Source organism: Delftia sp. RIT313, assembly GCF_000632165.1.
Taxonomy (GTDB): Bacteria; Pseudomonadota; Gammaproteobacteria; order Burkholderiales; family Burkholderiaceae_C; genus Comamonas; species Comamonas acidovorans.
Map to the genome: position 1 here is coordinate 42,302 of NZ_JFYT01000036.1, position 23,820 is coordinate 66,121.

Genomic DNA, 23,820 nt, shown 5'->3' on the forward strand with positions numbered 1-23,820 from the left:
CGTGGCTTGATGTCATGGATGGAGGATGGCGCGCCGGTGGTGTCCGGGTCACGCCGTGGTGTCGATGGCGGCGCCCATGCGGGCAGCCTCTGCAATGGCCTCGGTGATCTGCAGGTTGCGCAGGCCGTCGTGCACGCTGACCAGGGGCTGCGCCAGGCCGCGCGCCACCTGCGCGAAATGCGCCATCTGGCGCACCAGCGGGTCTTCGCGCTCCACGGCGGCCACATCCAGGTCGAAGGGCTCATTCCAGGAGCGCTGGCCGGCCGATGCATAGGTCTTCAGCCGCATGCTCGGTATGGCCAGCGAGCCGAAGGTGCCCGCCACCAGGTAGCAGTCTTCGTCCTCATAGCTGGCATAGGCCTTGTTCTCCTGCGAGGTCTGCTCCCAGCTGCGCGCGCTGGCGGCCGTGTCCGAAAGCACAAAGCTGCCCAGCGCGCCGCTGGCAAAGCGCAGGTTGATGGCCACCGTGTCTTCCACGGCAAAACCGCGCGTGGCATGCGAGGCGAAGGCCTGCACGGCCACGATGTCGCCGCACAGCATGCGCAGGTTGTGGACCTCGTGGATCATGTTGAGCAGGATGGGGCCGCCACCGGCCTCGCGGCGCCAGGGGCCTTCCTCGAAATAGGCGTCCGGCTTGTAGAACAGGGCCGCGCCTGTCACGGCCACCAGGCGGCCCAGCCGCCCCTGGGCGATGAGGGCTGCGGCCCGCGCCATGATCGGGCTGTGGGCGCGGTGGTGGCCCACCAGCACGCGGGCGCCGCTGCGCTCGGCCAGCGCGGCCAGGCGCTGTGCCTCGGCCACGGTGGAGGTGACGGGCTTTTCCAGCAGGATGGGCAGGCGCGCATGCATGCACTGCGCCGCCTGCGGGGCATGCAGGCGGTTGGGCGTGGCCAGCACCACGGCGTCGGGCCGGTCATGGGCGATCAGCTCGCCCAGGTCGCGCCACAGCGGCACTCCGGCCCTTTGGGCAAGCTCCCGGGCTGCGGGCGCCGGGTCCACGATGGCGGACAGACGGCAGTCCGCCTGGGCCCCGATGGCGACGATATGCGCCTGGCCGATCGCGCCGGCGCCGGCCACGGCAATGCGAAGCGGGTGCAGCTGTGCCATGGCATGCCCCTCAGAAGCGGTGCAGCACGCCCAGCTGCACGCCCTTGATGGTGCGGCCGTTGACGTCGTCGGCCGATGTGAAGTTGGGCTTCATGCCGCCCGATGCCGCCAGCCGAAAGCCCGCATTGCGGTCGTTCTTCAACTGCTCGGCCACCGCGTAGAGCATGGTGCGCTTGGACAGGTCGTAGTAGGCCGCGACCGCGCCGCCCGATGCGCCGCGCCCACTGTCCGAGCCATCCTGTATGCGGCCCCACAGCGCGCCCACGCGCAGCTGCGGCGTCACGCGGTAGTCGGCCGACAGCTGCCAGACGCGGTAGAAGCGGCGCACATCGGCATTCGTGCCCGCCACCAGCCCGCCCACATTGCCCAGCACCGTGCCCGTGTTGTTGCCCGCCGAGCCCGCCGTGCTGTTGTTGGACCGCACAAAGGCCAGCTGGACCTTGCCCTTGCCGTAGTCGTAGTTGGCGTAGAGGTTGTCGTAGCGGACCGCGTCGGTATAGGCCGCGTTCTGCGGCGCACGCGCATACAGGCCTGCATAGCCGACGCGGTAAGGGCCGTTCAGGTAGTCCAGGCCCAGCTGGTAGATGGCCTGGCGCGCTGGAGCACCGGTCTCGGCCATGGCGTAGTGGGCCTCGAACAGGAAGCCGGCCACGCGCGGCGAGGTGTAGGAGATGTCGTTGTCGAAGCGCGAGGGCACGCCGAAGTTGTTGACCATCGATCCCAACGTGCGCGAGGTGAAGTCGATGTAGTCGCCGCGCCCGAAGATCACGGTGTTCTGCCGGCCCAGCCGCACCTCGCCCCAGCCGCCGCCCAGGCCCACCCAGCTTTGGCGGTCGAAGCCGCGCGTGCTGTCGGCCTGCGTGCCGTTGTCGGCGTTGATGCCCATCTCCAGCTGGAACTTCGCGTACAGGCCGCCACCCAGGTCTTCCTGTCCGCGAAAGCCCAGGCGGCTGCGCAGCAGGGCACCGTCCTCCAGCGTGGTCATGGATGCGCCCGAGCTGCTGCGCATGTGGTTGATGTACTGGTCCACGCTGCCGTAGATGGTGACCGAGGACTGGGCGTGGGCGCCCGCGCCCCAGGCGCCCAGCACGGTGGCGAGGGCCAGGATGCGAAGGGCCCCGCGCTGCGGCACTCGCGGTGTCTGGTGCATTTGCTGTTGCATGGTCTTGTCTCCTTCTCTGTGAAAAATGCTTTTTCGGGCGTGGCTGCGCCCTGCCCTGGACGCATTCAGGGCCGGTTGTCTGTCGGCTGGATCAGTAGGAGATGTGGGCGGTGGCGCGCAGCTCGTCGGGTGTGGCGCTGCCGAAGCCGAAGAATTCGAGGTAGGCGGGAATCATCTCGAACAGCATGTCCGTGCCCACCTGGAAGTCGCAGCCCTTGTCGCGCACGGCGCGCAGCAGGGGCGTGAACTCGGACTTCATCACCACCTCGCCCACAAAGGTGGTGGGCGCGATGCGCTGCACATCGAACGGCAGCGGGTCATCGTCCTTCATGCCCAGCGGTGTGGCGTTGACGACCACGTCAAAGCCCTGCGGGTCCCTGGAGCCCGTGCCCACCTTCATCCTCGGGTAGTAGGCAGCGAGCCGCCCTGCCAGGGCCTGCGCGCTCTCAGCCCGCGTGTCGAACAGCATCAGCTCGCCCACGCCGGCTGCCGCCAGCGAGGCGGCAATCGCCGACCCTACGCCACCCGCGCCGGAAATCAGCACCCGCGCGCCCTGCAGTTGCCGGCCCTTGCGCAGCACGCCGCGCACAAAGCCCGCGCCGTCGAACTGGTCGCCCAGCAGCGAGCCATCCTCGCGCCGCAGCACGGCATTGCAGGCGCCTGCAATGTGCACGGCAGGCGTGACCTCGTGCACCAGGTCCACCACGGACACCTTGTGCGGCATGGTGATCAGCGCGCCGCGCAGGTTGGTGAAACGCATGATGGCGGCAAAGTCGCCGGCGAAATGCGCCGCCTTCACGCCCATGGGCACGACGCAGGCATCAATGCCCCGGCTGTCGAACCACGGGTTGTAGATCATGGGCGACTTGAAGGTCTCGGTCGGGTCGCCGATGTGGGCGATGAGGGTGGTTTTTCCGGAAATCATTTCCTGGAGCTCATTGCTTTCGGTTGTCGAGGTTCAGCGACGGGCCATAGCCTGGGCACGCAGGCGGTCGTATTCGGAGGCTTCAACGGCGCGGGCGCCGGGCTCGCCCAGCTCCTCCATGCGGATGCGATAGGTCTCGCGGGCGCTCCAGGCGGCCAGGGCTGCCAGAATGGTGATGCCGAAGGTGATGGCGCCCACCGTCAGCCAGACGTTGGCCGAGCCTGGAGGCGCGACGGCGGTGAACAGCGCGGGCAGCATGGCAGTGATGGCCGTGCCGATGTTATGCGAGATGGCCATGGCCGAGACTCGCGTGCGGGTGGGGAACAGCTCAGGATAGAAGCTGGGATACACCGCGTTGTGCCCCTGGTAGACCACGCCCCACATTAGGATGGACATCACGAAGGCCAGCGGCATGTTGCGAATGCTGATGGCGTACAGGTATCCGAAGGCCAGCAGGCCCGACAACAGCGCGCCGACGATGATGAGTGGGCGCCGTCCGATACGGTCGGACAGGCTGCCCACGAAGGGAATCACCAGCACGGCCACAATGTTGCCCACCACGGGAATCCACAGGTATATGTCCTTGGCGAAGCCGATGCCGTAGGCGGGCTGCACCGCATAGGTGGCACCGAAGATGGTGGCCACCACGGGGATCACGTTCATCAGCGCCATGCAGACCACGCGCAGCATGTCGGGAGAATGGTGGCGGAACGCATCGACCACGGGCGAGGGCGCGCGCTCCTTCCTAGCTCCTGCATGGGTGAATGCTGGCGTCTCGTTGACCTCGCGGCGGATGATCCAGCCCGCAATGATGACGACGAAGCTCAGGATGAAGGGAACGCGCCAACCCCAGCTGTTGAACTGCTCGGCGGGCATGTAGTGGACTAGGGGCAGGAAAACGGCCGCCGCCAGGATCTGGCCGGCCTGCACGCCCTGCAGAGTGAAGCAGGCGAAAAAGCCACGCCGCCCGAAGGGGGCATGCTCCAGGATCATGGCGCTGGCTCCCGAGATCTCGCCGGCCACCGCGAAGCCCTGGATCAGCCGCATCAGCACCAGCAGCGCGGGCGCCCACAGGCCGACCTGGTCATAGGTGGGCAGCAGGCCCACGGCGATGGTGGAAAAGCCCATCAGGAACATGCACCACACCAGCACCTGCTTGCGCCCGTGCGTGTCGCCCAGGTGGCCCAGCACGAAGGCGCCGATGGGCCGCGCCACATAGCCCACGCCATAGGTGGCCAGCGAGGCGATGATGGCAATCGCCGGATCACCCTGCGGAAAGAAGATCTGCGGAAAGACCAGCGCAGCCGCCGTGGCGTAGATGAAGAAGTCGTAGTACTCCAGGGCCGAGCCAATCCAGCCGCTGGTCGCGGCCTTCCCAGGCTGGTTTAGGCCTTGCTGCGTGTCGATCGATGTTGCGCTCATGTCTTGTCTCCTCCATGAAAAATGCCCCCGCGCCCCCATGCTGCGCAAGGTCCGCGGCACCAGGGCGACAGCTTTTTGTCTCAAAGCATCTCAGCGGAAAACCTTTGACGGATGCTTGCTGGTAGGCCGACGGGTCGTGGAAAATATAGTTTTCTACTATGGACAAATCAAAGACCATTTGCCATAGCTTGTGCACTGATCGTTCAGCACGGTTCGATGATCGAACACACTCAGGGTTAATACCGAAGCCACGCCTTGCATGACCACTGCCCCCTTACTCGATCCCCGCGACTGGATTGCCGGCCTGGAGCGCGGTGTCTCCATCATCGAAGCCTTCGACGACGTGCATCCACGCATGACGGCGACAAAGGCCGGCCAGCGTACGGGCATGACGCGCACAGCTGCGCGGCGCTATCTACTGACGCTGCAGCACATGGGCTATGTCGCGGGGGACGGCAAGCTGTTCTGGCTTACGCCGCGCGTGCTGCGGCTGGGGCAGTCCTACCTGGAGTCGGCACGGCTGCCGCGCATCGTCCAGCCCTTCTTGCAGCGCGTTGCGGCCGGCACCTATGAGACTGCCTACCTGGCGATGCTGGACGACGACGAGGTGGTTTACATCGCGCGTAACGGCCCCAACCGCAACATGAATACCGGCTATGTGCTGGGCGCGCGCGTGCCGGCCCAGGTCACGGCCGCAGGTATGCTGATGCTGTCTTTACGCCCCGACGATGAGCTGGAGCACTGGTTAGGAAACCACACGCTTACCGTCTTCACACCTCACACTATCACCAGCGCTAGCCAGATGCGCCGTGAGCTGGCGCTGATCCGCTCACAGGACTGGGCGTTGTGCGAACAGCAGCTCAACCTGGACTCGCGCGGCATTGCCGTGCCGCTGCGTGACCGCCACGGCACGCTGGCGGGCGCGCTCAACGTAACCATGCCCATGGGCCACGAAACCGGCAAGGACGCCGTTGCCCGCGTGCTGCCCGTGCTGCGTGAGACGGCGCAGGCCATGCGGGATCTGATCTGATGCATGCGCCGGCTAGGCAGGGATGCGACTGCGACCTCGCGCTTTTGCTGCATCTTCAGGCGATGGGACAGCGATTGCACAATCTGGGACTGCACTGCGACGCCTCCGGACTGCTGCCGCTCTTCCTGTAGTTCGTCAGCTCGACCGGCCTACATGCCCAGGGCAACATCGTGAGCAGCCTGGGGACCGAGGGCTTGTCCAGCGCCTGTGTCAGAGGGGTCGCGTTGGTGCGACTGAGCAACCGTCTTGCTCGCCAAGCACTATGCATAGTCGAATCCCACATTGAGCCATGTTTGGCAATGTCGTTGAGCATCGTCAGCAGCTTGCGCATGCAGGTGACCTGGGCAACATTCTTGCGCTTGCCGGCCACCCGCAGGCGCTCGTAGCAGGCGTGGAGTGCCGAGTTGTGTCGTACTGCCGTGATGGTGGTCATGTACAGCGTTTGTCGCACATCGGCGCGCCCACCCCAGATGCAACGCTGCCCACGCATCTGGCCAGAGTCGCGGTTCAAGGGCGCCACGCCGACCAGCGCGGCATGAAGGCGCTGCAAATGCGTGGTCGCCTGCGCTTCGCTATCGCCGATTTCGTGCTTGAGGAACTCGATGACCCGCTCGATGCTCGGGCGTGCGGAGCTCGGCGTCGGCCAGCGGCTTAACGAAGCGTTTGCGCTCGGCATGTTGGTGCAGCACGTGGGCGAAGGCCACCAACATGCGCGCAACCAGTGCGTCGGTCTTGGCCAATGCCCCCGTGGCGCGGGCGAAGTCACGTACCGTGCACGGGTTGACCACGGCCACCGCCAGGCCCGCGGCCTGCAGGCCGCCTCGAACTCGTAGCCGCCGGTAGCCTCCAGCACCACCAGGGCCGGCGCCAGGGCTATGGCTTGGTGGACGAGTTGTTCGATGCCACTGACGTCGTTGGCGACCTGCCAGGTCTTGAACTGGTCGCTACTGGCGATCTCCGGCGTGTGGCTGGAGACATCAATACCGATAAAAACAGAGTCGGACACGTCTTCTCACTCCCATGCTTGTCTATGCGAACTTCAAGTTCCTACAAGCGTTTGGGCTGCAGATAAGGACGGTACGGCTCAGGCACCCAGTGCTCAGTCATAGGCTTCAAAAATCCCAGAGCCCACTAGGGCTACCCGAGCCGGTCCGATACTTAAAGAGTACGCACTGAACAATTCCGTTCTCAGCCACAGGCAGGTTTGCGCTCACCGGGCGCGGGGCCAGTGCAGCAATGGCCCACTGCATCGGTAGCCCGAAGCGGGTGCAATAAAGCCGCGGCGCGGCCAGGTTCAGGCGCAGGTTGTGCTCGGCGACGCACATCACTGCATGCAGTGCATCGCCCAGCGCGCCCTTGAGCGGATTGCGGCGAGGTGCCCATCCATTTTGCTCAGCACAACGCCCGCCAGCGCCATAGACAACACCATCGGCCAAAATTCGACTGGTTCCTGTGCTCTGGTATGCGGCATCCTTGAATGTGAGTTGCACACAGCCGAGGAGGCTCCCTTTGCAGTTAGATTAAACGGCCTGAAAAATATTCAGTAAGCTGCTTCGCATGGCATCAAGAGGAGCTTTGCAGTCTGTATGTATCTCAAATTGCGCCGCTCCTTGGTGCAAAAGCATTTCCATCCCAGGTACTATTTTTGCACCTATTTTTTCCGCTTCGACCAGGAGTCGAGTTTTCAGGGGAAGGTAAACTGCATCCATCACAACCTGATCGGAATTAAGACAAGAAGCTGGCACCAGCGATATATTTTGAAATGGAGATTTACCAATGGGAGTCGCATTGACGATAATGTCATAGTCAGCCACACCAGCTATCTCCTCGAACGTCAATGAGACAGCGCCGACGCGCCTTGCTAAGGCCGAAGCTTTTTTGATGTCTCGCGCGAAAATAGAAATATCCGATCCACGCTCGCGCAATCCAAACGCAATCGCTCTAGCAGCCCCGCCCGCGCCAAGAATAGCAACCTTCTTCTTATCTAGCGTGGTGATTAGCTCAAGAGCAGTAACAGCGCCGACCCAGTCGGTATTGTACCCAATCAATCTGTTTTTTCTATTCACAACAGTATTGACCGAACCGATCAATTCAGCAACAGGGTCGACTTCATCTAGGTACTGGACAATCTTAGTATTGTGAGGGTTTGCAACTGCTAGCCCACAAACACCCATTACGCGAGCAAAATCTGCAATCTTCGAGGTATATTCTTTATTGACTTCGCAGCAAACAAATACAAATTTATCATCGATACCAAGAGTACGATAAGCTGCATTGTGCATTTTTGGTGACAAGGTAAATTCTATCGGATCACCAACAACCACACAAATAGAAGTATGTCCAGCAATCTTTACATTCATCACTTCTCCCTAATCGTTTCTTTTACCCTTTTACCAAAATGCCTCCCAAAAGAAAGTGCATCCAACTGAACCAAGATTTCGTCTCCAGGTTCAATTTTAGTAACCGAAACACTTTCACCACCAGGCTTCGTTAGCCTTATGGTTTCCGCATTCTGAAGCAAGATGGAACCTAATCTATCACCAACTTTAGCATTAATAAGCAACATAGATCTTTTTTCCATCTTGCTTCTACCAACCAGGGTCGACCTAGATTCCCCATTGGGATCAACTGTCAAAACTGACATACCAGTCTGAAGCTCTATGAGGTATTTTGTTTCATCAAATGGCATACGCACATAAGAATGTGCGCCACCCGCATTGACTCTAAACGGCCTTTTATCGCAATAAGGATTATCGACATTTTCGTTCTGAACTAGAAAAAGAAAAGAAGAGGAATTACCAACCAGCACCCCCCGACCATCCTCAAGTAGCGAGCAAAAATCAACTGCCACTCTATCGCCAACACCAACCTGAGAAATCGAAGTTACTTGCGCCGTGTCGAACAAGACGCGTTCAGTATTTCCTCTTGTAATAAGTTGACCGACCCGCCTAATCTCTTCTACCGAGCTAGTTTCAAGAAGGATACCATCGGCGCCTCGCTCAAGCGACTCAAGGCTTAATTCCGCTTCTTCATAACACCGAACATGCTGAATAACATTTGACCTAGAAGCCAAAAGATTTTCCATTGGTATCACACGCCAATCATCGCTATAAAGAATAACGGGAGCATCACTGCTTGAGGTCTTGAGCGTTGATCCTGCGTTTTTCTCGTCAAGGTGCAACTCAAAAACGTCGGTACCTAAAATCATGTCGGCTTCAGGATCGGCAGAGATTATTTTCACGCGAGCCAATTCTCTGATTTGAGCTATATATTCCGGTGGCGTGAAGATACCATTGAATCCAATTTCTATCGCATCCATTACAACTTCTTTCTTCCAATCTTTTACCAGAAGCCAAAATTCCCTAGCCATGACAAATTTCCTCTCGCATCGCATTTTTAATATTCTCGAGAACTAGCGCAATGTTTTCGCTTTGAAATATGTTTCGGCCGAATGACACACCGGCAACACCCGCTTTAATCGCCTGCTTCACATTCCAAATTACTTCATTCGTAGTTGTTTTGGATCCACCGGCGATTAAAATCGGGATAGGGCAACTACGGGCAACTTCGCTTAACCCAGAGGCTGGGTTTGGAGCTGCAATTTTCACAAAATCTGCACCTAGCTCTGCAGCAACGGTGCAGAGATGGCTCAAGGTTTCGGGGTCCCGTAGTTCGACCACTTCGCCGTTCTGACTATAGGAACGATGGTACATCATTGCCAATAATTTTAGATTCAACCTTGCACATTGCTCCACAGCGCCACCTAAGTCTCTGAGCATATTACTTTGATGCTCGTTTCCAAGGTTAACATGTACAGAAACGCCATAAGCACCCATCGCCGCCACTTCTTCAGGTGTTGCAACCAATACCTTTTCGAGAGAGTTCCGGTAAGCCGCAGAAATATTTATGAAACAACGAGCGTCTTCAATGATATTCCTGTACCGGCGGAACGTGCCTTTATTGACAACCAAAAAATCCACCGGCCCATCTAGGATGTCTCCTATCGTTTTACCCATATCATGCAACCCATCTATTGACCCCATAGATATGCCATGATCAAGTGCCACAAAAATATAACTTGAATTATGATTTAACATATTTAATTCCATTTAAACAATATTTCCACACAGAATCTCTCAAAAATAGATCAGACCTCTGATACTCCTGAAACCTCCCATTTTTTAAGATTTTAAAGCCCGATCTTAATTCACTTTTAGGCGAAATATAGTTCTACACAAATACAACTAACATAAATCAGGCGCGGACTATAAAAAATATCTTTTATTAATTTTTCGAGCCGAATACTCCTTTAGTTTGAGCAAAGCCAAGGCTTTATCGGATTTGAACTACAGCAGCAAACTCATGATGGCTGAACCATTTCCGCCGCCCGCGCCCGATACAACCACGGCAGCCAGACAAAGGCGATCAGAACCAGCACAACGCCCGCCAGCGCCATAGGCAACACCATCGGCCAGGCACCGTGGGGCATCGTCGGATCAACAAATTGCGCCGCCAGCTGGCCGGCACAGAAGGCCACACACATGATCACAAAGCCCGAACACGACACAGCCCTCCCGGCCAGCTGCGGCGGCAGTTCACCCACCGCGCCCGCTTGGCCGCAAGGCTGGTGGATGCCATTTCCCAACGCGTACACCGCATGCCCTAACAACAATGGAATGGGCGAGGTCGGCGCCAGTACGCAGCCGGTGATCTGAATGCACGGCCCTAGCAGACTGAGCGAAGCGCCCAACTGCACCGTGCGCACCGGACCGCGCCGTGACAGCAAACGCCGGCACCATGTGGTGCTGAGGATGTAAACCAGCGAGCCGCCCGCTGGAATCCAGCCATAGCGCGCAGGCGACAGGCCAAACAGGTCGACGTACACCATTGGCGACAGCAGCAAAAAGCAAAAGATGCCGCCGTAGGTGGTTGCGGCCAGCGCCGTCCAGGCGCGAAAGCTGGGGCTGGCGAACACCTGGCGCACTCCGCCAGTGGATACAGATGCGAAGACAGGGGCCACCTCCTCCTCCGCTTGCTGCGTCTCGCTGAAGGTGCGCCAGCACAGCACCAGCAACGCGAGCGAGTAGACCCCCATCGCCCCCAGCACCCACCGCCAACCGGCCGTCTGGACGCCCCATGCGCCGGCTATCGGAGCCACCAGGGCCACTATGCCCAAGCCCGTCAGGCCGCGGGCCATGATGTGCGGCCCTTCATGGGCCGGATATAGGTCGCGCACCGCGGCCCGTGCGCACACTAGTATGGCCGCCATGGCCGCGCCCTGCAGGGCCCGCCAGGCCACCAGGGCGTTCGCACTGCCCGCCAGCGCGCAGCCGGCCGCCGCGACCGCATAGCAGGCCAGCCCCACTAGCAGCACCGGCCGGCGCCCGAAGCGGTCGGCCAACGGCCCCCATGCTAGTTGGGCGACGCCGAAGGCCAGCATGAACACGGTCAGGCTGCTGCTGGCCGAGCCCAGGTCACGGGCGACCTCAGGCAACGCCGGCAGATAACTATCGGTGGCAACCACCTGCGCGGCCAGTAGCAGCGGCAGCAGTAATGCAAAGGAGACGGTGCGGCACGGGCCGTAGTCGGTACAGCTCATTTCAATGGAGCTTGGTTACCGCGCAGAACGCGTCGAACGTGGAAGTGCAAAAGCAGATGCATGAGCACGACTGTAGAAACGAAGACCGCGCTCTCCTAGCATGGAGCAGCGGCTCGCGTTCGCTCATCGAACACAATAGTCCATTGATCGCTCAGATTGCGGGTTTATCCCAAGCCAGCGAATGCCGAAAACTATCCGTGTGGAGTCATCGCAGTGGTGCCGGCCACACAACCGCCGCACGTCAGGGCGGGGGTTTCGGACCGGCGATCGCAGGCGACGATCCGCGCACCGCGCAGTACCGAAGGCTTGTCGTTGTAAATCAAGCACGCTGCCACTTCCACAAGCTTCGCGCGGTCGCGACATCCGGGCATGCGCGCCTAGTGCCGCTACGGATCGTGCATAGTTGATCTCGACATCCCCGCGCCGCTACCCTGTTGACACGCCCAATGCACCCACGCCATGTCCCCTCGCCACCGCCCCAACCCTCCGACGCTGCCCACTGCCCTGTGCTGGGCGCACGCACGTCGGCACAGGTCACGACCCCCGGCGTGCATGGCGGCGACGACCGTCTGCTGCAGCATCTGCAGGCACTGGAAGTGCGGCTGCACGATCCGCAGGTGCGATCGGATGCAGGCCAGCTGCAGGCGCTGCTGCATGAAGACTTCCTGGAATTCGGCCGATCGGGCGGCGTGCACGACCGGGCCGCCACCGTGGACAGCCTGGCGGCCGCCTTGCCAGCAGGGCCCCCTGCCCGGCTGGTGTCAGGCGGCTTTGCGCTGGCGCGCCTGGGGCCGGACAGCGCACTGTTGACCTACCGCTCGGCCAGCGTGGCCGAGGATGGAACGGCCGGCCGGCATACGCTGCGCTCCTCGGTCTGGCTGCGCACGGCCCTGGGCTGGCAGATGCGCTTCCACCAGGGCACGCCCACGGCGCCATTCGACCTGGCCGCATCCATGCCATGAGCGGCCTGCGGCGTGTTCAGACGGTCTCGAACGCGTACTTTTCCGTATCCACCTCGCGCTGCGAAGCCACGGCATAGCGGTCGCCCTGGATGCGCTCGGGCTTGAAGAGGTCGTCCAGTTCGGCCAGCAGGGCCGCATCCAGGCGCACGGCGCCGCCGCGCAGGTCTTCGTGCAGGTGGTCCACGCTGGTGGTGCCCGGCAGGGCAATCACATGCTCGCCCTGGTGCAGCACCCAGGCGATGGCCAGCTCGGCCAGCGTGCAGTCGGCGCGCTCGGCAATGGACTGCATGGGCGCGAGCAGTTGCAGGTTCTTCGCATAGGCCTCGGGCGCGAAGCGCGGCATGGCGGCGCGGATATCGCCCTTGACCAGGCCCTCGACCTCCTGGAGCTTGCCCGTGAGGAAGGCGCGGCCCAGCGGGCTGAAGGCCACGTAGGCAATGCCCAGTTCCTTGCAGGCCTGCAGCGTGCCCAGCTCGGCATTGCGCGACCACAGCGAATACTCGCTTTGCAGCGCGGCGATGGGGAAGGTGGCATGGGCGCGGCGCAGCGCGTCGGCGCCGATCTCGGACAGGCCCAGGGCGCGCACCTTGCCCTCTTCCACCAGGCGCGACATCTCGCCCACCGATTCCTCGATGGGCACGCGGCGGTCCCAGCGGTGCAGGTAGTAGAGGTCGATGACATCGGTGCCCAGGCGCTGCAGGCTGTCTTCGCAATTGCGGCGCAGGGTCCTGGGGTGGCCGTCGATCACGCGGCGCACCACGCCGTCTTCGCCGCGCACGCCGGCCATGCCGCATTTGCTGGCCAGGGTGATGTGGTTGCGGTGGGACTTGAGCACGGGGCCGACCAGGGTTTCGTTGGCGCCGAAGCCATACAGCGCCGCCGTGTCGAACAGGGTGACACCGGCGTCCAGCGCCGCATGCAGCACGGCCTTGCCCTGCTCGGGCGACGGCGGATGGCCATAGGCGTGGCTGAGGTTCATGCAGCCCAGGCCGACGGCGCTGACGGAGAAGGGACCCAGGTGGCGTGTGGACAGGTTGGTCATGGTTTTCTCACAGGGAAAAGAAGCAAGGGAGCGGCCAGCGCTCCCTTGCAATGTCGAAGGCCCATTTTGCCGTCAAACCGACGTGCCCCTCACGCCCGTGCGCGCCCAGGCCGGCAGCGGCACGGGCCGGTGCAGCACGTCGTCGTTGAGCCACATGGCGCTGCGGCGCGCACGCTCGGCCACGGTGTCCAGCGGCAGTTGCTGGTAGTCGTCGTTGAAGACCTCGAAGCTGTAATCGCCCCGGTAGCCCAGGCGGTCCAGGCGCAGCACCAGGTCGGCCAGGCGCTCGCTGTGCACGCCCTCGCCCGGGAACACGCGGAAGGTGCGCGCCGTGGCCATGCGCTCTTCGAAGGTGGGCGCGTCATGCCACATGAAGTCGGACAGTTGCACCAGGAAGATCTTGTCGCGGTCGATCAGCTCCAGCGCGTCCAGCGGCGTCTTGGCAGCCAGGATGTGGAAGGAGTCCAGCCCGATGCCCAGATTGGACGTGTCGGCACGGCAGACCACGTCCCAGCTGGTGGTGAACTCATTGACGGAGCGGCCCCAGGACAGGCCCTCGTAGGCGATCTTCACGCCCAGCGGAATGCCGAGCATGGCCAGCTTGCGCAGGTCGCGCGCAATCACGTCGAGATCGCCCGTGGCATGGCGCGAGGTGGACGAGCAGGCCAGCAGCACGGGGCTGCCGATCTCGGCGCACATCTCCAGCATGGATTTGGCGATGTCCACCTTGTAGTGGTGCAGGTGGTCGGACAGGCCCTCGAAGTCGCGCAGCACCTGAAAGCCCGTGGGCCGCAGGCCGCTGGCGCGCACGGCCGCCGCCGCTGCCTTGACGCCGCCCGGGTGGCCGGCCAGGTCGCGCGCACTGAGCATGACCTGGGTGAAGCCCGCGCGCCGGATGGCGTCGAGCTTGGCCTCCAGCGAGCCATTCAGAGTGATGGTGTCCATGCCATAGCTGTCCAGCAAGCCCATGTTGCCCTCCAGGATCGTTGTGTATCGGCGGTTGAATCGGACGGCGCCGCGCCAGGCTTTGCACTAGGCGTCGCGGTGCACCAGCTCGAACACCACGGTGCCCATGGCGTTGCGCGTGAGCGCGCCGCGATCATCGGGGTGCAGGCGGCTCGATTCCACGAACTCCACGCCGCGCTGGCGCAGCGCCTGCACGGCGCCAGGCACGTCGGTGGTGCCCAGGCCGATGCGCTGCAGGCGCTCGGGCATGTCGTCCCACTCCAGGCCCGGATCGGGCTCGATGAGCTGCCACAGGAAGCGCTTGCAGGGGCTGCGCATGAGCTTGCCCTTGGGCAGGATGCCGAAGCGCTGCGCGTCGGGCAGCAGGTGGAAGTCGAACATGCGCTCGAAGTAGGTGATCCAGTCGGCGCTGCGGCCACGCCCTATGTACTGGACCACGCCGAAATAGCCCAGGCCGGCCAGCGCCGGTGGATGGGGATCGGCCCCGGCGATGGGCTTGAAATCGATGTCGTAGATGGAGAACTCCTGCCATCGATCAACAAAGTAGAAGCGGCTGCCACCCGGGCCGTGGATGGCCGGGATGTGCAGCTCCATCGCCTGCGCCTGGCTGGGCGCCGCCCAGGCCCCCAGCTCGATGCAGCGCGTATGCGCCTGCAGGGCATCCTGCACGCGCAGCGCCACGGCCGAGATGACGGGCTGCCCGTCCGAGGCGGCATTGGCCAACGCATCGGCAGCGCCCGCATTGACCACCAGGTTCATGTCCCCCTGCCGGTACAGCGTCACCTCGCGCGAGCGGTGCCGCGCCACGGGGCGAAAACCCAGCCCCTCCAGCACCTGGCCCAGGGCCTGGGGCTGGCTGGTCGTGTACTCGATGAACTCTATGCCGTCGATCCCGAGGCGATTGGACGCCTCGGGCACGTCTTCCCGGCTGCTGGAGGAGGAATCGGTCATTGCGGTACTCCGGATGGAAACATGGTGCGCTGCGACGGCTCGCCGGGCGGGTCAGGCCTGCAGTTGCTGCTCGAGGTCGTGCAGGACCTGATAGCAGGGCAGCACCTGGGCCACGCTGGAATTGGGCTCGCGGCCTTCACGGATGGCGGCGAAGAACTCGCGGTCCTGCAGCTCGATGCCATTCATGGACACATCGACCTTGGAAACGTCGATCTTCTCCTCCTTGCCGTTGACCAGATCGTCATAGCGCGCGATGTAGGTGCCGGTGTCGCCGATGTAGCGGAAGAAGGTGCCCAGCGGGCCGTCGTTGTTGAACGACAGGCTCAGCGTGCAGATCGCGCCATTGGCGGCCTTGAGCTGGATGCTCATGTCCATGGCAATGCCCAGCTCCGGATGGATGGGGCCTTGGACGGCATTGGCCTTCACGATGGGGCTGCCGGCCTGGTAGGCGAACAGGTCCACGGTGTGGGCAGCGTGGTGCCACAGCAGGTGATCGGTCCAGCTGCGGGCTTGGCCCAGCGCGTTCATGTTGGTGCGGCGGAAGAAGTAGGTCTGCACATCCATCTGCTGGATGTTGAACTCGCCGGCCGCGATCTTCTTGTGCACCCACTGGTGGCTGGGGTTGAAGCGGCGCGTGTGGCCGCACATGGCCACCAGGCCGGTCTGCTTTTGCAGATCGGCCACGGCCTGCGCGTCCTTGAGACTGTCGGCCAGCGGGATCTCCACCTGCACATGCTTGCCGGCCTTCAGGCATTCGATGGCCTGGGCGGCATGCATCTGCGTGGGCGTGCACAGGATGACGGCGTCCACCTCGGGCAGGGCCAGGCTGTCGGCCAGCTCGGTGGTCACATGCTTGATGCCGTACTTGTCGGCCACTTCCTGGGTCTTGGCCAGCTCGCGGCCCACCAGGGAGACGACTTCAACGCCGTCGATGTTCTTGATGCCGTCCAGGTGCTTGATGCCGAAGGCACCGGCGCCCGCCAGGGCGACTTTGATGGTCTTGTTGCTCATATGAGTCTCCGTAGAGCCGCCTCAAGGAGGCGAAGGCCCCCTCGGGGGGCAGTGAATACACGCAGTGATGAACGTGGGGGCCTCAGCCGTTCTCCAGGATGAGGTGTCCCACGGCCGTATTGGACGCAGGCACATGGTAGAAGCGGTGGTTGACCTTGGGCAGCGGCGCGGGGCCATCCACATCGGCCATGGCACCGCGCGCGATCAGCCACATCACCAGCTCGATGCCTTCCGAGCCGGCCTCGCGCACGTAGTCGATATGCGGCATCTTGGCCAGGCCGGCAGGGTTCTCGATCAGCAGGTCCAGGAAGCGGTTGTCCCACTCCTTGTTGATCAGGCCCGCACGCGCGCCCTGCAGCTGGTGGCTCATGCCGCCCGTGCCCCAGATCTGCACGTTCAGGTCTTCGTCGAAGCTCTCCACGGCGCGGCGGATGGCGCGGCCCAGGTTGAAGCAGCGCTGGCCCGACGGCACGGGGTACTGCACCACGTTGACGGCAAACGGAATCACCGGGCAGGGCCAGGCGCCCGTGCGCGCGTCCTGCTGGCCGCACATCAGCGACAGCGGCACGGTCAGGCCGTGGTCCACGTCCATCTTGTTGACGATGGTCAGGTCGAAGTCCTGCTGTATCACCGACTGCGCGATGTGGCTGGCCAGCTCCGGATGGCCGACGACCTTGGGCACGGGGCGCGGGCCCCAGCCTTCGTCGGCCGGCTGGTATTCAGCGGCCGTGCCGATGGCAAACGTCGGGATGAAGTCCAGGCTGAACGCGGTCGCGTGGTCGTTGTAGACCAGGAAGATCACGTCGGGCTTGTTGTCCTTGAGCCATTGGCGCGAGTGCTCGAAGCCCTTGAACAAAGGCTGCCAATAGGGCTCGTCTGCCTTGCCCAGGTCCATAGCCGCGCCGATGGCGGGCACGTGCGAGGTGTAGACGGATGCGGTGATGCGCGCCATGTCAGTTGCCTTCCTTGTTCTTGTTCGCTGCACCGGCCAGGCCTTGCGGCTGGCGGTGGGCCTGGGCATCGCCCTCCTCGCCCACGCGGCGGTTGCCTTCGGCCGAACGGCCTCCGCCCACCATCATGTTGCGGTATTCCTCTTCGGACATGCCGGTCATGGAGCCTGCCATCTGCTGGAAGCTCTTGCCGTCCGTGGCGCCGATCTTGGCCAGGAAGTAGATGTTGCCGCCCGTGCGCATGCACCAGTTGAGGTCGCGGGCCAGCACGGCCTGCTTCTGTTCCTCGCTCATGGCCCATTCGTCCAGGTAGGCACGCTCGTCGGCCTTGAAGCGCTCGCGGTTCTCGGCCTTCATCAGCGACATGCAGAACTGGTTGAGCCAGTAGCCTTTGCGGGACTGCTCGGCATCAAAAATGATGGTGCCGGGCACGTCCAGATAGGGTTTGTCCAATGCCATGGATATCTCCTTGAATATGTCCGGCACCCGGGCCGGACATGGTCGCCTTCAGGCCTCTTCGGGCCAGTAAAGGCGCATGGGGTTGTCCACCAGCAGCTTGCGCTGCAGTTCGGCCGTGGGGGCGATGTGCGGGATGAAATCGACCAGCAGGCCGTCATCGGGCATGTGGTCCTTGAGGTTGGGGTGGGGCCAGTCGGTTCCCCACAGCACGCGGTCGGGGAATTCCTCGACCACGCGGCGGGCGAAGGGCACCACGTCACGGTAGGCATTTTGCTCGCCGTCCAGCGCCTTGGGGCCGGTGACGGACAGGCGTTCGGGGCAGCTGACCTTGCTCCAGACGTTCTGGTGCTCGCGCATGAACCTGAGGAACAGCTCGAACTCGGGGCCGTCCACGGGCTTGTTCACATCGGGGCGGCCCATGTGGTCCACGACCACGGTGGTGGGCAGGCTGGTGAAGAAATCCCACAGCTCGGGCAGGTCCACGGCCTCGAAGTAGATGACCACATGCCAGCCGAGCTTGGCGATGCGGCCCGCGATCTCCATCAGCTCGTCCTTGGGCGTGAAGTCCACCAGGCGCTTGACGAAGTTGAAGCGCACGCCGCGCACGCCGGCGGCGTGCAGCTCCTGCAGCTCCTCATCGGTCACGCTGCGGCGCACCGTGGCCACGCCGCGCGCCTTGCCGTTGGCGGCCTTGCAGGCATCGACCATGGCGCGGTTGTCGGCGCCGTGGCAGGTGGCCTGCACGATGACGTTGCGCGCAAAGCCCAGGTGGTCGCGCAGCGCGAACAGCTGCTGCTTGCTCGCGTCGCAGGGCGTGTACTTGCGCTCGGGCGCGAAGGGAAATTCATCGCCGGGGCCGAAGACGTGGCAGTGAGCATCCACAGCGCCTGCGGGCACTTGGAACTTGGGCTTGGAGGGGCCGGCGTACCAGTCCAGCCAGCCGGGGGTCTTCTCGAAATTGCTCATGCGCTTCTCCTCCTCAATCGATATAGCGCAAGCCGGCTTTTTCCAGGGGCTCGCGCATCTTGTACATGTCCAGGCCCAGCACGCCGGAAGCCAGCTTGGCGCGCTTCTCGCCCTCGAAGCTTTCGCGCTTTTGCGCGGCTTCCAGCGTGGCGGCGGCCTTGGCGGCGGGCACGCAGACCACGCCGTCATCATCGGCCACGATCACGTCGCCGGGCGTGACCCACATGCCTGCGCAGACCACCGGGATGTTGACCGAGCCCAGCGTGGCCTTGATCGTGCCCTTGGAGGAGATGGCGCGGCTCCACACGGGGAAGTTCATTTCCTGCAGCGTCTTCACGTCGCGCACGCCGGCGTCGATGATCAGCGCACGCGCGCCACGCGCCTGAAAGCTCGTGGCCAGCAGGTCGCCGAAGTAGCCGTCCGTGCATTCCGAGGTCACGGCCGCGACCACGATATCGCCGGGCTGGATCTGCTCTGCGGCCACATGCATCATCCAGTTGTCACCGGGCTGCAGCAGCACGGTGACGGCCGTTCCCGAGACCTGCTGGCCCGCATAGATGGGACGCATATAGGGCTTGAGCAGGCCCACGCGGCCCATGGCCTCGTGGACGGTTGCCGAGCCCAGGGCGGCCAGGCCATCGGCGGCCGCGCGGTCGGCGCGCTGGATGTTGCGGTAAACCACACCGAGTTCGTACATGGTGTTCTCCTTGGATCTGTGGTGGCGGCCTGCTTACAGGCCCTTTTGCTTGAGGGCGGCGTCCATGCGCGGGAACACGCGGCGCGCGTTGCCTTCGTAGACCTGGTAGCGCTCCTCTTCGGTGAGGTTGGCCGTGGCCTCGATGTAGCGCTTGGTGTCGTCGTAGTAGTGGCCCGTGGTCGGGTCGATGCCGCGCACGGCGCCGATCATCTCGCTGGCGAACAGGATGTTCTTGACGGGGATCACCTTGGTCAGCAGGTCGATACCGGGCTGGTGGTAGACGCAGGTGTCGAAGAAGATGTTGTTGAGCAGGTGCTCGTCCAGCAGCGGCTTCTTGAGCTCCTGCGCCAGGCCGCGGAAACGGCCCCAGTGGTAGGGCACGGCGCCGCCGCCATGGGGGATCAGGAACTTGAGCGTGGGGAAGTCCTTGAACAGGTCGCTGGTCAGGCACTGCATGAAGGCCGTGGTGTCGGCATTCAGGTAGTGGGCGCCGGTGGTGTGGAAGCACGCGTTGCAGCTGGTGGAGACGTGGACCATCGCGGGGATGTCGTACTCCACCATCTTTTCGTAGATGGGATACCAGGAGCGGTCCGACAGCGGGGGCGAGGTCCAGTGGCCGCCTGAAGGATCGGGGTTCAGGTTGATGCCCACGTTGCCGTACTGCTCCACGCACTTGACCAGTTCGGGAATGCAGGTGGCGGGGTCCACGCCAGGCGACTGCGGCAGCATGGCGGCCGGGATGAAGTGCTCGGGGAACAGCTCGCTGACGCGGTAGCACAGCTCGTTGCAGATGGCGGCCCAGGTGCTCGATGTCTCGAAGTCGCCGATGTGGTGCGCCATGAAGCTGGCGCGCGGGCTGAAGATGGTGAGATCGGAGCCGCGCTGCTTCATCAGCTTGAGCTGGTTGGTCTCGATGGTCTCGCGGATCTCGTCGTCGCTGATCTTCAGATCGCTGGCCCTGGGGGCCTTGGACGGGTCCTTGAGGCCTGCGATCTGCAGGTCGCGCCAGGCGCCCAGGGCCGCGGGCGCGGTGGTGTAGTGGCCGTGTACGTCGATGATCATCGGATGGTCTCCTGCGTCTTTATGGGGTGGGAATGTGTCAGTGGAGGGGTCAGTGGAGGGGTGTGGCAGGCGCCGCGCCGCCCTGCGGCTCGGGACTGCTGTACTGCTTGATGATGAGGGCGGCCATGGCGATCACGCCCGGAATGGCCACCACGGCAAAGATCTCGCTGAAACCCAGCTGGCGCGCCGACAGCTCGGCCACCAGGAAGGAGCCCGCAATGCCGCCAAAGCGGCCAATGCCCAGCATCCAGGCCACGCCCGTGGCACGGCCCCGTGTGGGGTAGTAGGCAGCAGCCAGCGCCGGCATGGACGATTGCGCGGTGTTCATGATGGTGCCGGCCAGGAAGACGGCCACCACCAGCCAGCCCAGGTGACCAGCCGTCTGGCCGATCCACCAGATGGAGGCCGCCGTCAGCGCATAGCCGATGGCGATGATGCGGTTGGCATTGAAGCGGTCCATGAGCCAGCCGAACAGCACGGCGCCCACACCGCCCAGCGGAAACAGCGCGGCCACCAGGGTGCCGGTCTTGGGGTCCAGGCCCGCTTCCCTGAACAGCACGGGCATCCAGTTCATCAGCGCGTAGAAGATGACCAGTCCCATGAAGTAGGCGATCCACAGCATGATCGAGCCCACCCGGTACTCGCGCGACAGCACCACGCCCATGCCGCTGCTGGCCTGGGATTCGGGCCGGGGCTTGGACTCGGTCATCACGAAGCGCTGCACGCCCTGCACGGCATCACCGGCAATGCGCGCCAGCACCTTGCGGATGCGCTCGGCCGGGTAGTTGTTGGCCACCATGTGGCGCACCGACTCCGGCAGCAGCACGACCAGGGCCACCAGCAGCAGCAGCGGCGCGGCACCGCCCAGGATGAGCACGCTGCGCCAGCCGAAATGCGGGATCATCCAGGCCGCCAGAAAGCCGCCGAAGGCCGCGCCCAGCGGAAAGCCGCAGAACATGGCGTTGGTCAGCGTGGCGCGGCGCGAATCAGGGCAGTACTCGCTCATCAGCGTGACGGCATTGGGCATGGCGGCGCCCAGGCCCAGGCCGGTGACGAAGCGCAGCACGGCCAGCGTCCAGATGTCGGGCGAAAAGCCCGAAGCCAGGCAGGACACGGCAAACACCGCCACCGAACCCACCAGCACGGACTTGCGGCCCAGCCGGTCAGCCAGCGGACCAGAGAACAGGGCGCCTGCAGCCAGGCCGAACAGCGCCGCGCTGAGCACGGGCGCCAGCGCAGGCTTGCTCACGCCCCACTCGCCGATCAGCGAGGGCGCGATGTAGCCGATGGCCGCCGTGTCAAAGCCATCGAGCAGAACGATCAGGAAACACAGCGCAAAGATCACCCACTGGAATCCCGAAAACGGGTGCTCGTTGAGCAGGGTCTGCACATTGACGCCGGTTGCTGCGGCGTCCTTCTGGACGGATGTCATGACTTGTCTCTTCCACTGTCTCTCGGCCTGGCGGATACCGCATCTGCGCGCGCGGCCCGCCCCTTGTACCGCAGGGGCCGGCAAGCCCCTGCGCTGTTTCTTCAGTCCTGCCTGCGGCCGTCCCAGACCGAGCGCGGAACCATCACTTCGCCGCGCATCAGCAGGCGCGCCGTGCGCAGCAAGGCGGCCTTGGTCACCACCTCGGGATGTGCCGGATCGCTGTCCAGCGTCACGCTGAATTCGCCCGTGGGATGCTCCACCGACACCGTGAGCGAGCCCGCGCCCTGCGTGAGCTGCGCCACGCCGTCGCACACGGTGCCCGGCATCTTCACGGCCGTGCCCACGGTGACGGCTGCCAGCACGCCGATGGCGTCATGGCAGACGTGGGGGATGAAGCTGCGCGTGGTCAGTGCGCCGCCATGCTGGGGCGGCGCGATCAGCGTCATCTTGGGGTAGTTCTTGGCCGAGACATCGCCCAGGCCCATGGTCCGGGAGATCTGCAGGCGCAGCGCCTCGATGCGGCGCTTGAGATCGGTGTCGGCGTTGAGCTCGGCCACGGTCTCCAGGCCGGTGGCGCCCACGTCGGCGGCCTTGAAGATCACCAGCGGCATGCCGTTGTCTATGCAGGTGACGTCAAGCGTGAAGTCTTCGAACCCCTCGCCCGTCACCGTGACCGTGTCCCGGGGCTTGCCCGTGGGCAGCAGGCCCGAGCAGACCGAGCCGGCCGTGTCCAGGAAACTGATTTCGATGGGTGCCGAGCTGCCGGGCGCGCCGTCGATGCGGGCCGAGCCTTCGTACTCCACCTGGCCGCCGGGCGTCTGCACGGTGATGTCGGCCGCCATGCCGGTGTTCAGCGTCAGCACGCGGAAGGTGCTGGTCTCGCCGCGCGAGGAGACCATGCCGGTCTCCAGCGCAAAGGGAACCACGCCGGCCAGCATGTTGCCGCAGTTGGGCGTGGTGTCCACCGTGTCCTTGTCGGGCTGCAGCTGGGCGAAGAGGAATTCGAGGTCGATGCCTTCCTTGTCGGAGAGGCTGACGATGCCGACCTTGCTGGTCAGCGGATGCGCGCCACCCACGCCGTCGATCTGCCGCTTGTCGGGCGAGCCCATGGCCGCAAGCAGCACGCGGTCGCGCGTGGGCAGGTCGGAGGGAAGATCGGTGGCCCGGAAGAAGGGGCCCTTGGAAGTACCGCCCCGCATCAGCAGGCAGGGAATGGCCGTTTGCATGGCTGTCTCTATCAGTATGGGTATGACAGCTATTGTGAGCATGGCGCGGGCCAGGCACCACTGAGCAAGCCCGCTAGCAGCTATAGCAAACCGGCATAGCTCAGTGCCAGGCTTGCGCTGCGGGTTGCGGCGCCCGTGCGCCGCAACTGCTTGATACAACTTATTTTTGTGCGGTGCCGCTCAATCGCGGCCATGGCCCCGGCCGCGATCATGGCCATGCCCGGGGCCACGGTGGTCATCACCACGCCCGCCATGGCGATCGTGGCGGTCGTCACGGTCCCAGCGGCGGTCGTCGCGGCGGTGTTCCCATTCGCGGTGGCGGCGCTCCTCGCGCCAGCGCGGATCGGGACGCGGCGGCCCGGCATGCCAGTGCGGCGGGGGGTTGCGCAGGAAATACACCGGGCGGCCGCAGGCGCCGTAGCGGGCGCAGTGCTTGCCCCAGTGCTTGGCGTGGCCCGGGGGCACCCACATGTAGACAGGCGGCGGAGCCATGGGGGCCGGCGCAATGATCACGGGGCGCTGGTACAGCAGCGCTGGCGGCGGCGCGTTGCCGATGTCCACGGTGCCGTAGACGCCCGGTGCCAGCTGGCCCGAGACCGAGCCGCTGATGTAGGTCTGCGCCTGGGCCGCAAGGGCCGAGCAGGCCAGCGCAAAGGCGGCCGCGGCGCGCAAGGTGGTTCGCAAGGTGAGCAGGGCCATGTTCTTTTGAAGTGGGTGAAACAGGAAAGGCCCCGTTTCTACCAAGCGCGCGGGGCCGCGTGGGCCGCTGCGCCTGAAAAGGTGTAAGAACCCGTTCAAGCCAGCGCCCGTTCCTGTTCAACGCGCCAGGGCTGCCTGCGGTGCACAGCAGA

Annotated in this window: 23 protein-coding genes and 1 pseudogene; 2 read left to right on the forward strand and 22 right to left on the reverse strand. The window is 63.7% G+C overall.

Annotated elements, in window-relative coordinates:
• Nucleotides 1-48: 48 nt before the first annotated feature.
• The 4 genes from BW39_RS09065 to BW39_RS09080 form a co-directional block, all read right to left on the reverse strand.
• The gene (locus BW39_RS09065) at nucleotides 49-1,107 is read right to left on the reverse strand and encodes a Gfo/Idh/MocA family protein (RefSeq protein ID WP_043821233.1); all 1,059 of its coding nucleotides are present in this window, start codon (nucleotides 1,105-1,107) and stop codon (nucleotides 49-51) included.
• A gap of 10 nt (nucleotides 1,108-1,117) precedes the next feature.
• Nucleotides 1,118-2,269, reverse strand: a complete 1,152-nt coding sequence (locus BW39_RS09070) for a porin (protein ID WP_043821236.1) — start codon at nucleotides 2,267-2,269, stop codon at nucleotides 1,118-1,120.
• 91 nt (nucleotides 2,270-2,360) lie between these two features.
• Entirely contained in the window at nucleotides 2,361-3,194 is an 834-nt protein-coding gene (locus BW39_RS09075; protein ID WP_043821238.1) for a shikimate dehydrogenase family protein, read from the reverse strand.
• Nucleotides 3,195-3,227: 33 nt separating this feature from the next.
• The gene (locus tag BW39_RS09080; RefSeq protein WP_013801826.1) at nucleotides 3,228-4,616 is read right to left on the reverse strand and encodes an MFS transporter; all 1,389 of its coding nucleotides are present in this window, start codon (nucleotides 4,614-4,616) and stop codon (nucleotides 3,228-3,230) included.
• 259 nt (nucleotides 4,617-4,875) lie between these two features.
• Here BW39_RS09080 and BW39_RS09085 point away from each other — a divergent pair, with 259 nt between their 5' ends.
• Nucleotides 4,876-5,646, forward strand: coding sequence for an IclR family transcriptional regulator domain-containing protein (locus tag BW39_RS09085; RefSeq protein WP_013801825.1), 771 nt, complete (start codon nucleotides 4,876-4,878; stop codon nucleotides 5,644-5,646).
• A 256-nt stretch (nucleotides 5,647-5,902) separates the two neighbouring features.
• Here the strand turns inward: BW39_RS09085 and BW39_RS32285 are convergent.
• The 6 genes and pseudogenes from BW39_RS32285 to BW39_RS09095 form a co-directional block, all read right to left on the reverse strand.
• A pseudogene (locus BW39_RS32285) lies at nucleotides 5,903-6,652 on the reverse strand (IS110 family transposase); the annotation flags it as partial.
• Between the two features lie 106 nt (nucleotides 6,653-6,758).
• The gene (locus BW39_RS31650) at nucleotides 6,759-7,136 is read right to left on the reverse strand and encodes a hypothetical protein (protein ID WP_141441589.1); all 378 of its coding nucleotides are present in this window, start codon (nucleotides 7,134-7,136) and stop codon (nucleotides 6,759-6,761) included.
• 30 nt (nucleotides 7,137-7,166) lie between these two features.
• Nucleotides 7,167-8,006: a shikimate dehydrogenase gene (gene aroE, locus BW39_RS30220; protein ID WP_097202012.1), complete on the reverse strand. Its 840-nt coding sequence runs from the start codon at nucleotides 8,004-8,006 to the stop codon at nucleotides 7,167-7,169.
• Nucleotides 8,006-9,016: a 3-dehydroquinate synthase II gene (locus BW39_RS30225; protein ID WP_161786982.1), complete on the reverse strand. Its 1,011-nt coding sequence runs from the start codon at nucleotides 9,014-9,016 to the stop codon at nucleotides 8,006-8,008. Before BW39_RS30225 ends, aroE begins: the two co-directional genes overlap by 1 nt.
• A complete protein-coding gene (locus tag BW39_RS30230; RefSeq protein ID WP_081816168.1) occupies nucleotides 9,009-9,755 on the reverse strand; it encodes a class I fructose-bisphosphate aldolase in 747 nt (248 codons plus the stop codon). The genes BW39_RS30225 and BW39_RS30230 overlap by 8 nt, the downstream gene beginning before the upstream one ends.
• A 251-nt stretch (nucleotides 9,756-10,006) precedes the next feature.
• A complete protein-coding gene (locus BW39_RS09095) occupies nucleotides 10,007-11,245 on the reverse strand; it encodes an MFS transporter (RefSeq protein WP_043821241.1) in 1,239 nt (412 codons plus the stop codon).
• A 446-nt stretch (nucleotides 11,246-11,691) separates the two neighbouring features.
• Here BW39_RS09095 and BW39_RS09100 point away from each other — a divergent pair, with 446 nt between their 5' ends.
• Nucleotides 11,692-12,207, forward strand: a complete 516-nt coding sequence (locus BW39_RS09100) for a nuclear transport factor 2 family protein (protein WP_235264182.1) — start codon at nucleotides 11,692-11,694, stop codon at nucleotides 12,205-12,207.
• Nucleotides 12,208-12,223: 16 nt separating this feature from the next.
• Here BW39_RS09100 and BW39_RS09105 read toward each other — a convergent pair whose 3' ends face one another.
• The 12 genes from BW39_RS09105 to BW39_RS09160 form a co-directional block, all read right to left on the reverse strand.
• Nucleotides 12,224-13,249, reverse strand: coding sequence for an aldo/keto reductase (locus tag BW39_RS09105; RefSeq protein ID WP_043821244.1), 1,026 nt, complete (start codon nucleotides 13,247-13,249; stop codon nucleotides 12,224-12,226).
• Between the two features lie 72 nt (nucleotides 13,250-13,321).
• Nucleotides 13,322-14,218, reverse strand: coding sequence for a sugar phosphate isomerase/epimerase family protein (locus BW39_RS09110; protein ID WP_043821246.1), 897 nt, complete (start codon nucleotides 14,216-14,218; stop codon nucleotides 13,322-13,324).
• Nucleotides 14,219-14,281: 63 nt separating this feature from the next.
• Entirely contained in the window at nucleotides 14,282-15,166 is an 885-nt protein-coding gene (locus BW39_RS09115) for a 4-hydroxyphenylpyruvate dioxygenase (protein WP_012206245.1), read from the reverse strand.
• Nucleotides 15,167-15,217: 51 nt separating this feature from the next.
• The gene (locus BW39_RS09120; RefSeq protein ID WP_012206246.1) at nucleotides 15,218-16,177 is read right to left on the reverse strand and encodes a Gfo/Idh/MocA family oxidoreductase; all 960 of its coding nucleotides are present in this window, start codon (nucleotides 16,175-16,177) and stop codon (nucleotides 15,218-15,220) included.
• Nucleotides 16,178-16,259: 82 nt separating this feature from the next.
• Nucleotides 16,260-17,129 carry a class III extradiol dioxygenase subunit beta gene (locus tag BW39_RS09125; protein WP_013801816.1) on the reverse strand — a complete coding sequence of 290 codons (870 nt, stop codon included), beginning with the start codon at nucleotides 17,127-17,129 and terminating at the stop codon, nucleotides 16,260-16,262.
• Nucleotide 17,130: 1 nt separating this feature from the next.
• Nucleotides 17,131-17,586, reverse strand: a complete 456-nt coding sequence (ligA, locus tag BW39_RS09130; RefSeq protein ID WP_034395671.1) for a protocatechuate 4,5-dioxygenase subunit alpha — start codon at nucleotides 17,584-17,586, stop codon at nucleotides 17,131-17,133.
• Nucleotides 17,587-17,634: 48 nt separating this feature from the next.
• The gene (locus tag BW39_RS09135; protein WP_043821247.1) at nucleotides 17,635-18,552 is read right to left on the reverse strand and encodes an amidohydrolase family protein; all 918 of its coding nucleotides are present in this window, start codon (nucleotides 18,550-18,552) and stop codon (nucleotides 17,635-17,637) included.
• A gap of 13 nt (nucleotides 18,553-18,565) precedes the next feature.
• Nucleotides 18,566-19,249, reverse strand: a complete 684-nt coding sequence (gene ligK / locus BW39_RS09140; protein ID WP_013801814.1) for a 4-carboxy-4-hydroxy-2-oxoadipate aldolase/oxaloacetate decarboxylase — start codon at nucleotides 19,247-19,249, stop codon at nucleotides 18,566-18,568.
• Nucleotides 19,250-19,282: 33 nt separating this feature from the next.
• Complete coding sequence (locus tag BW39_RS09145; RefSeq protein ID WP_043821249.1) at nucleotides 19,283-20,311, reverse strand: amidohydrolase family protein; 1,029 nt, start codon at nucleotides 20,309-20,311, stop codon at nucleotides 19,283-19,285.
• 49 nt (nucleotides 20,312-20,360) lie between these two features.
• Entirely contained in the window at nucleotides 20,361-21,743 is a 1,383-nt protein-coding gene (locus BW39_RS09150) for an MFS transporter (RefSeq protein WP_043821250.1), read from the reverse strand.
• A 101-nt stretch (nucleotides 21,744-21,844) separates the two neighbouring features.
• Nucleotides 21,845-22,969 (reverse strand): 4-oxalomesaconate tautomerase, encoded by a 1,125-nt coding sequence (locus BW39_RS09155; protein WP_043821252.1) that lies wholly within the window; start codon nucleotides 22,967-22,969, stop codon nucleotides 21,845-21,847.
• Nucleotides 22,970-23,149: 180 nt separating this feature from the next.
• Nucleotides 23,150-23,668 (reverse strand): hypothetical protein, encoded by a 519-nt coding sequence (locus tag BW39_RS09160; protein ID WP_034395652.1) that lies wholly within the window; start codon nucleotides 23,666-23,668, stop codon nucleotides 23,150-23,152.
• Nucleotides 23,669-23,820 lie beyond the last annotated feature (152 nt).

What these genes read in the sequence shown, in the direction of transcription:
- BW39_RS09065 (WP_043821233.1), bottom strand. Translation starts at nt 1,107, where the DNA reads ATGGCACAGCTGCACCCGCTTCGCATTGCCGTGGCCGGCGCCGGCGCG.
- BW39_RS09070 (WP_043821236.1), bottom strand. Translation starts at nt 2,269, where the DNA reads ATGCAACAGCAAATGCACCAGACACCGCGAGTGCCGCAGCGCGGGGCC.
- BW39_RS09075 (WP_043821238.1), bottom strand. Translation starts at nt 3,194, where the DNA reads ATGATTTCCGGAAAAACCACCCTCATCGCCCACATCGGCGACCCGACC.
- BW39_RS09080 (WP_013801826.1), bottom strand. Translation starts at nt 4,616, where the DNA reads ATGAGCGCAACATCGATCGACACGCAGCAAGGCCTAAACCAGCCTGGG.
- BW39_RS09085 (WP_013801825.1), top strand. Translation starts at nt 4,876, where the DNA reads ATGACCACTGCCCCCTTACTCGATCCCCGCGACTGGATTGCCGGCCTG.
- aroE (WP_097202012.1), bottom strand. Translation starts at nt 8,006, where the DNA reads ATGAATGTAAAGATTGCTGGACATACTTCTATTTGTGTGGTTGTTGGT.
- BW39_RS30225 (WP_161786982.1), bottom strand. Translation starts at nt 9,016, where the DNA reads ATGGCTAGGGAATTTTGGCTTCTGGTAAAAGATTGGAAGAAAGAAGTT.
- BW39_RS30230 (WP_081816168.1), bottom strand. Translation starts at nt 9,755, where the DNA reads ATGGAATTAAATATGTTAAATCATAATTCAAGTTATATTTTTGTGGCA.
- BW39_RS09095 (WP_043821241.1), bottom strand. Translation starts at nt 11,245, where the DNA reads ATGAGCTGTACCGACTACGGCCCGTGCCGCACCGTCTCCTTTGCATTA.
- BW39_RS09100 (WP_235264182.1), top strand. Translation starts at nt 11,692, where the DNA reads ATGCACCCACGCCATGTCCCCTCGCCACCGCCCCAACCCTCCGACGCT.
- BW39_RS09105 (WP_043821244.1), bottom strand. Translation starts at nt 13,249, where the DNA reads ATGACCAACCTGTCCACACGCCACCTGGGTCCCTTCTCCGTCAGCGCC.
- BW39_RS09110 (WP_043821246.1), bottom strand. Translation starts at nt 14,218, where the DNA reads ATGGGCTTGCTGGACAGCTATGGCATGGACACCATCACTCTGAATGGC.
- BW39_RS09115 (WP_012206245.1), bottom strand. Translation starts at nt 15,166, where the DNA reads ATGACCGATTCCTCCTCCAGCAGCCGGGAAGACGTGCCCGAGGCGTCC.
- BW39_RS09120 (WP_012206246.1), bottom strand. Translation starts at nt 16,177, where the DNA reads ATGAGCAACAAGACCATCAAAGTCGCCCTGGCGGGCGCCGGTGCCTTC.
- BW39_RS09125 (WP_013801816.1), bottom strand. Translation starts at nt 17,129, where the DNA reads ATGGCGCGCATCACCGCATCCGTCTACACCTCGCACGTGCCCGCCATC.
- ligA (WP_034395671.1), bottom strand. Translation starts at nt 17,586, where the DNA reads ATGGCATTGGACAAACCCTATCTGGACGTGCCCGGCACCATCATTTTT.
- BW39_RS09135 (WP_043821247.1), bottom strand. Translation starts at nt 18,552, where the DNA reads ATGAGCAATTTCGAGAAGACCCCCGGCTGGCTGGACTGGTACGCCGGC.
- ligK (WP_013801814.1), bottom strand. Translation starts at nt 19,249, where the DNA reads ATGTACGAACTCGGTGTGGTTTACCGCAACATCCAGCGCGCCGACCGC.
- BW39_RS09145 (WP_043821249.1), bottom strand. Translation starts at nt 20,311, where the DNA reads ATGATCATCGACGTACACGGCCACTACACCACCGCGCCCGCGGCCCTG.
- BW39_RS09150 (WP_043821250.1), bottom strand. Translation starts at nt 21,743, where the DNA reads ATGACATCCGTCCAGAAGGACGCCGCAGCAACCGGCGTCAATGTGCAG.
- BW39_RS09155 (WP_043821252.1), bottom strand. Translation starts at nt 22,969, where the DNA reads ATGCAAACGGCCATTCCCTGCCTGCTGATGCGGGGCGGTACTTCCAAG.
- BW39_RS09160 (WP_034395652.1), bottom strand. Translation starts at nt 23,668, where the DNA reads ATGGCCCTGCTCACCTTGCGAACCACCTTGCGCGCCGCGGCCGCCTTT.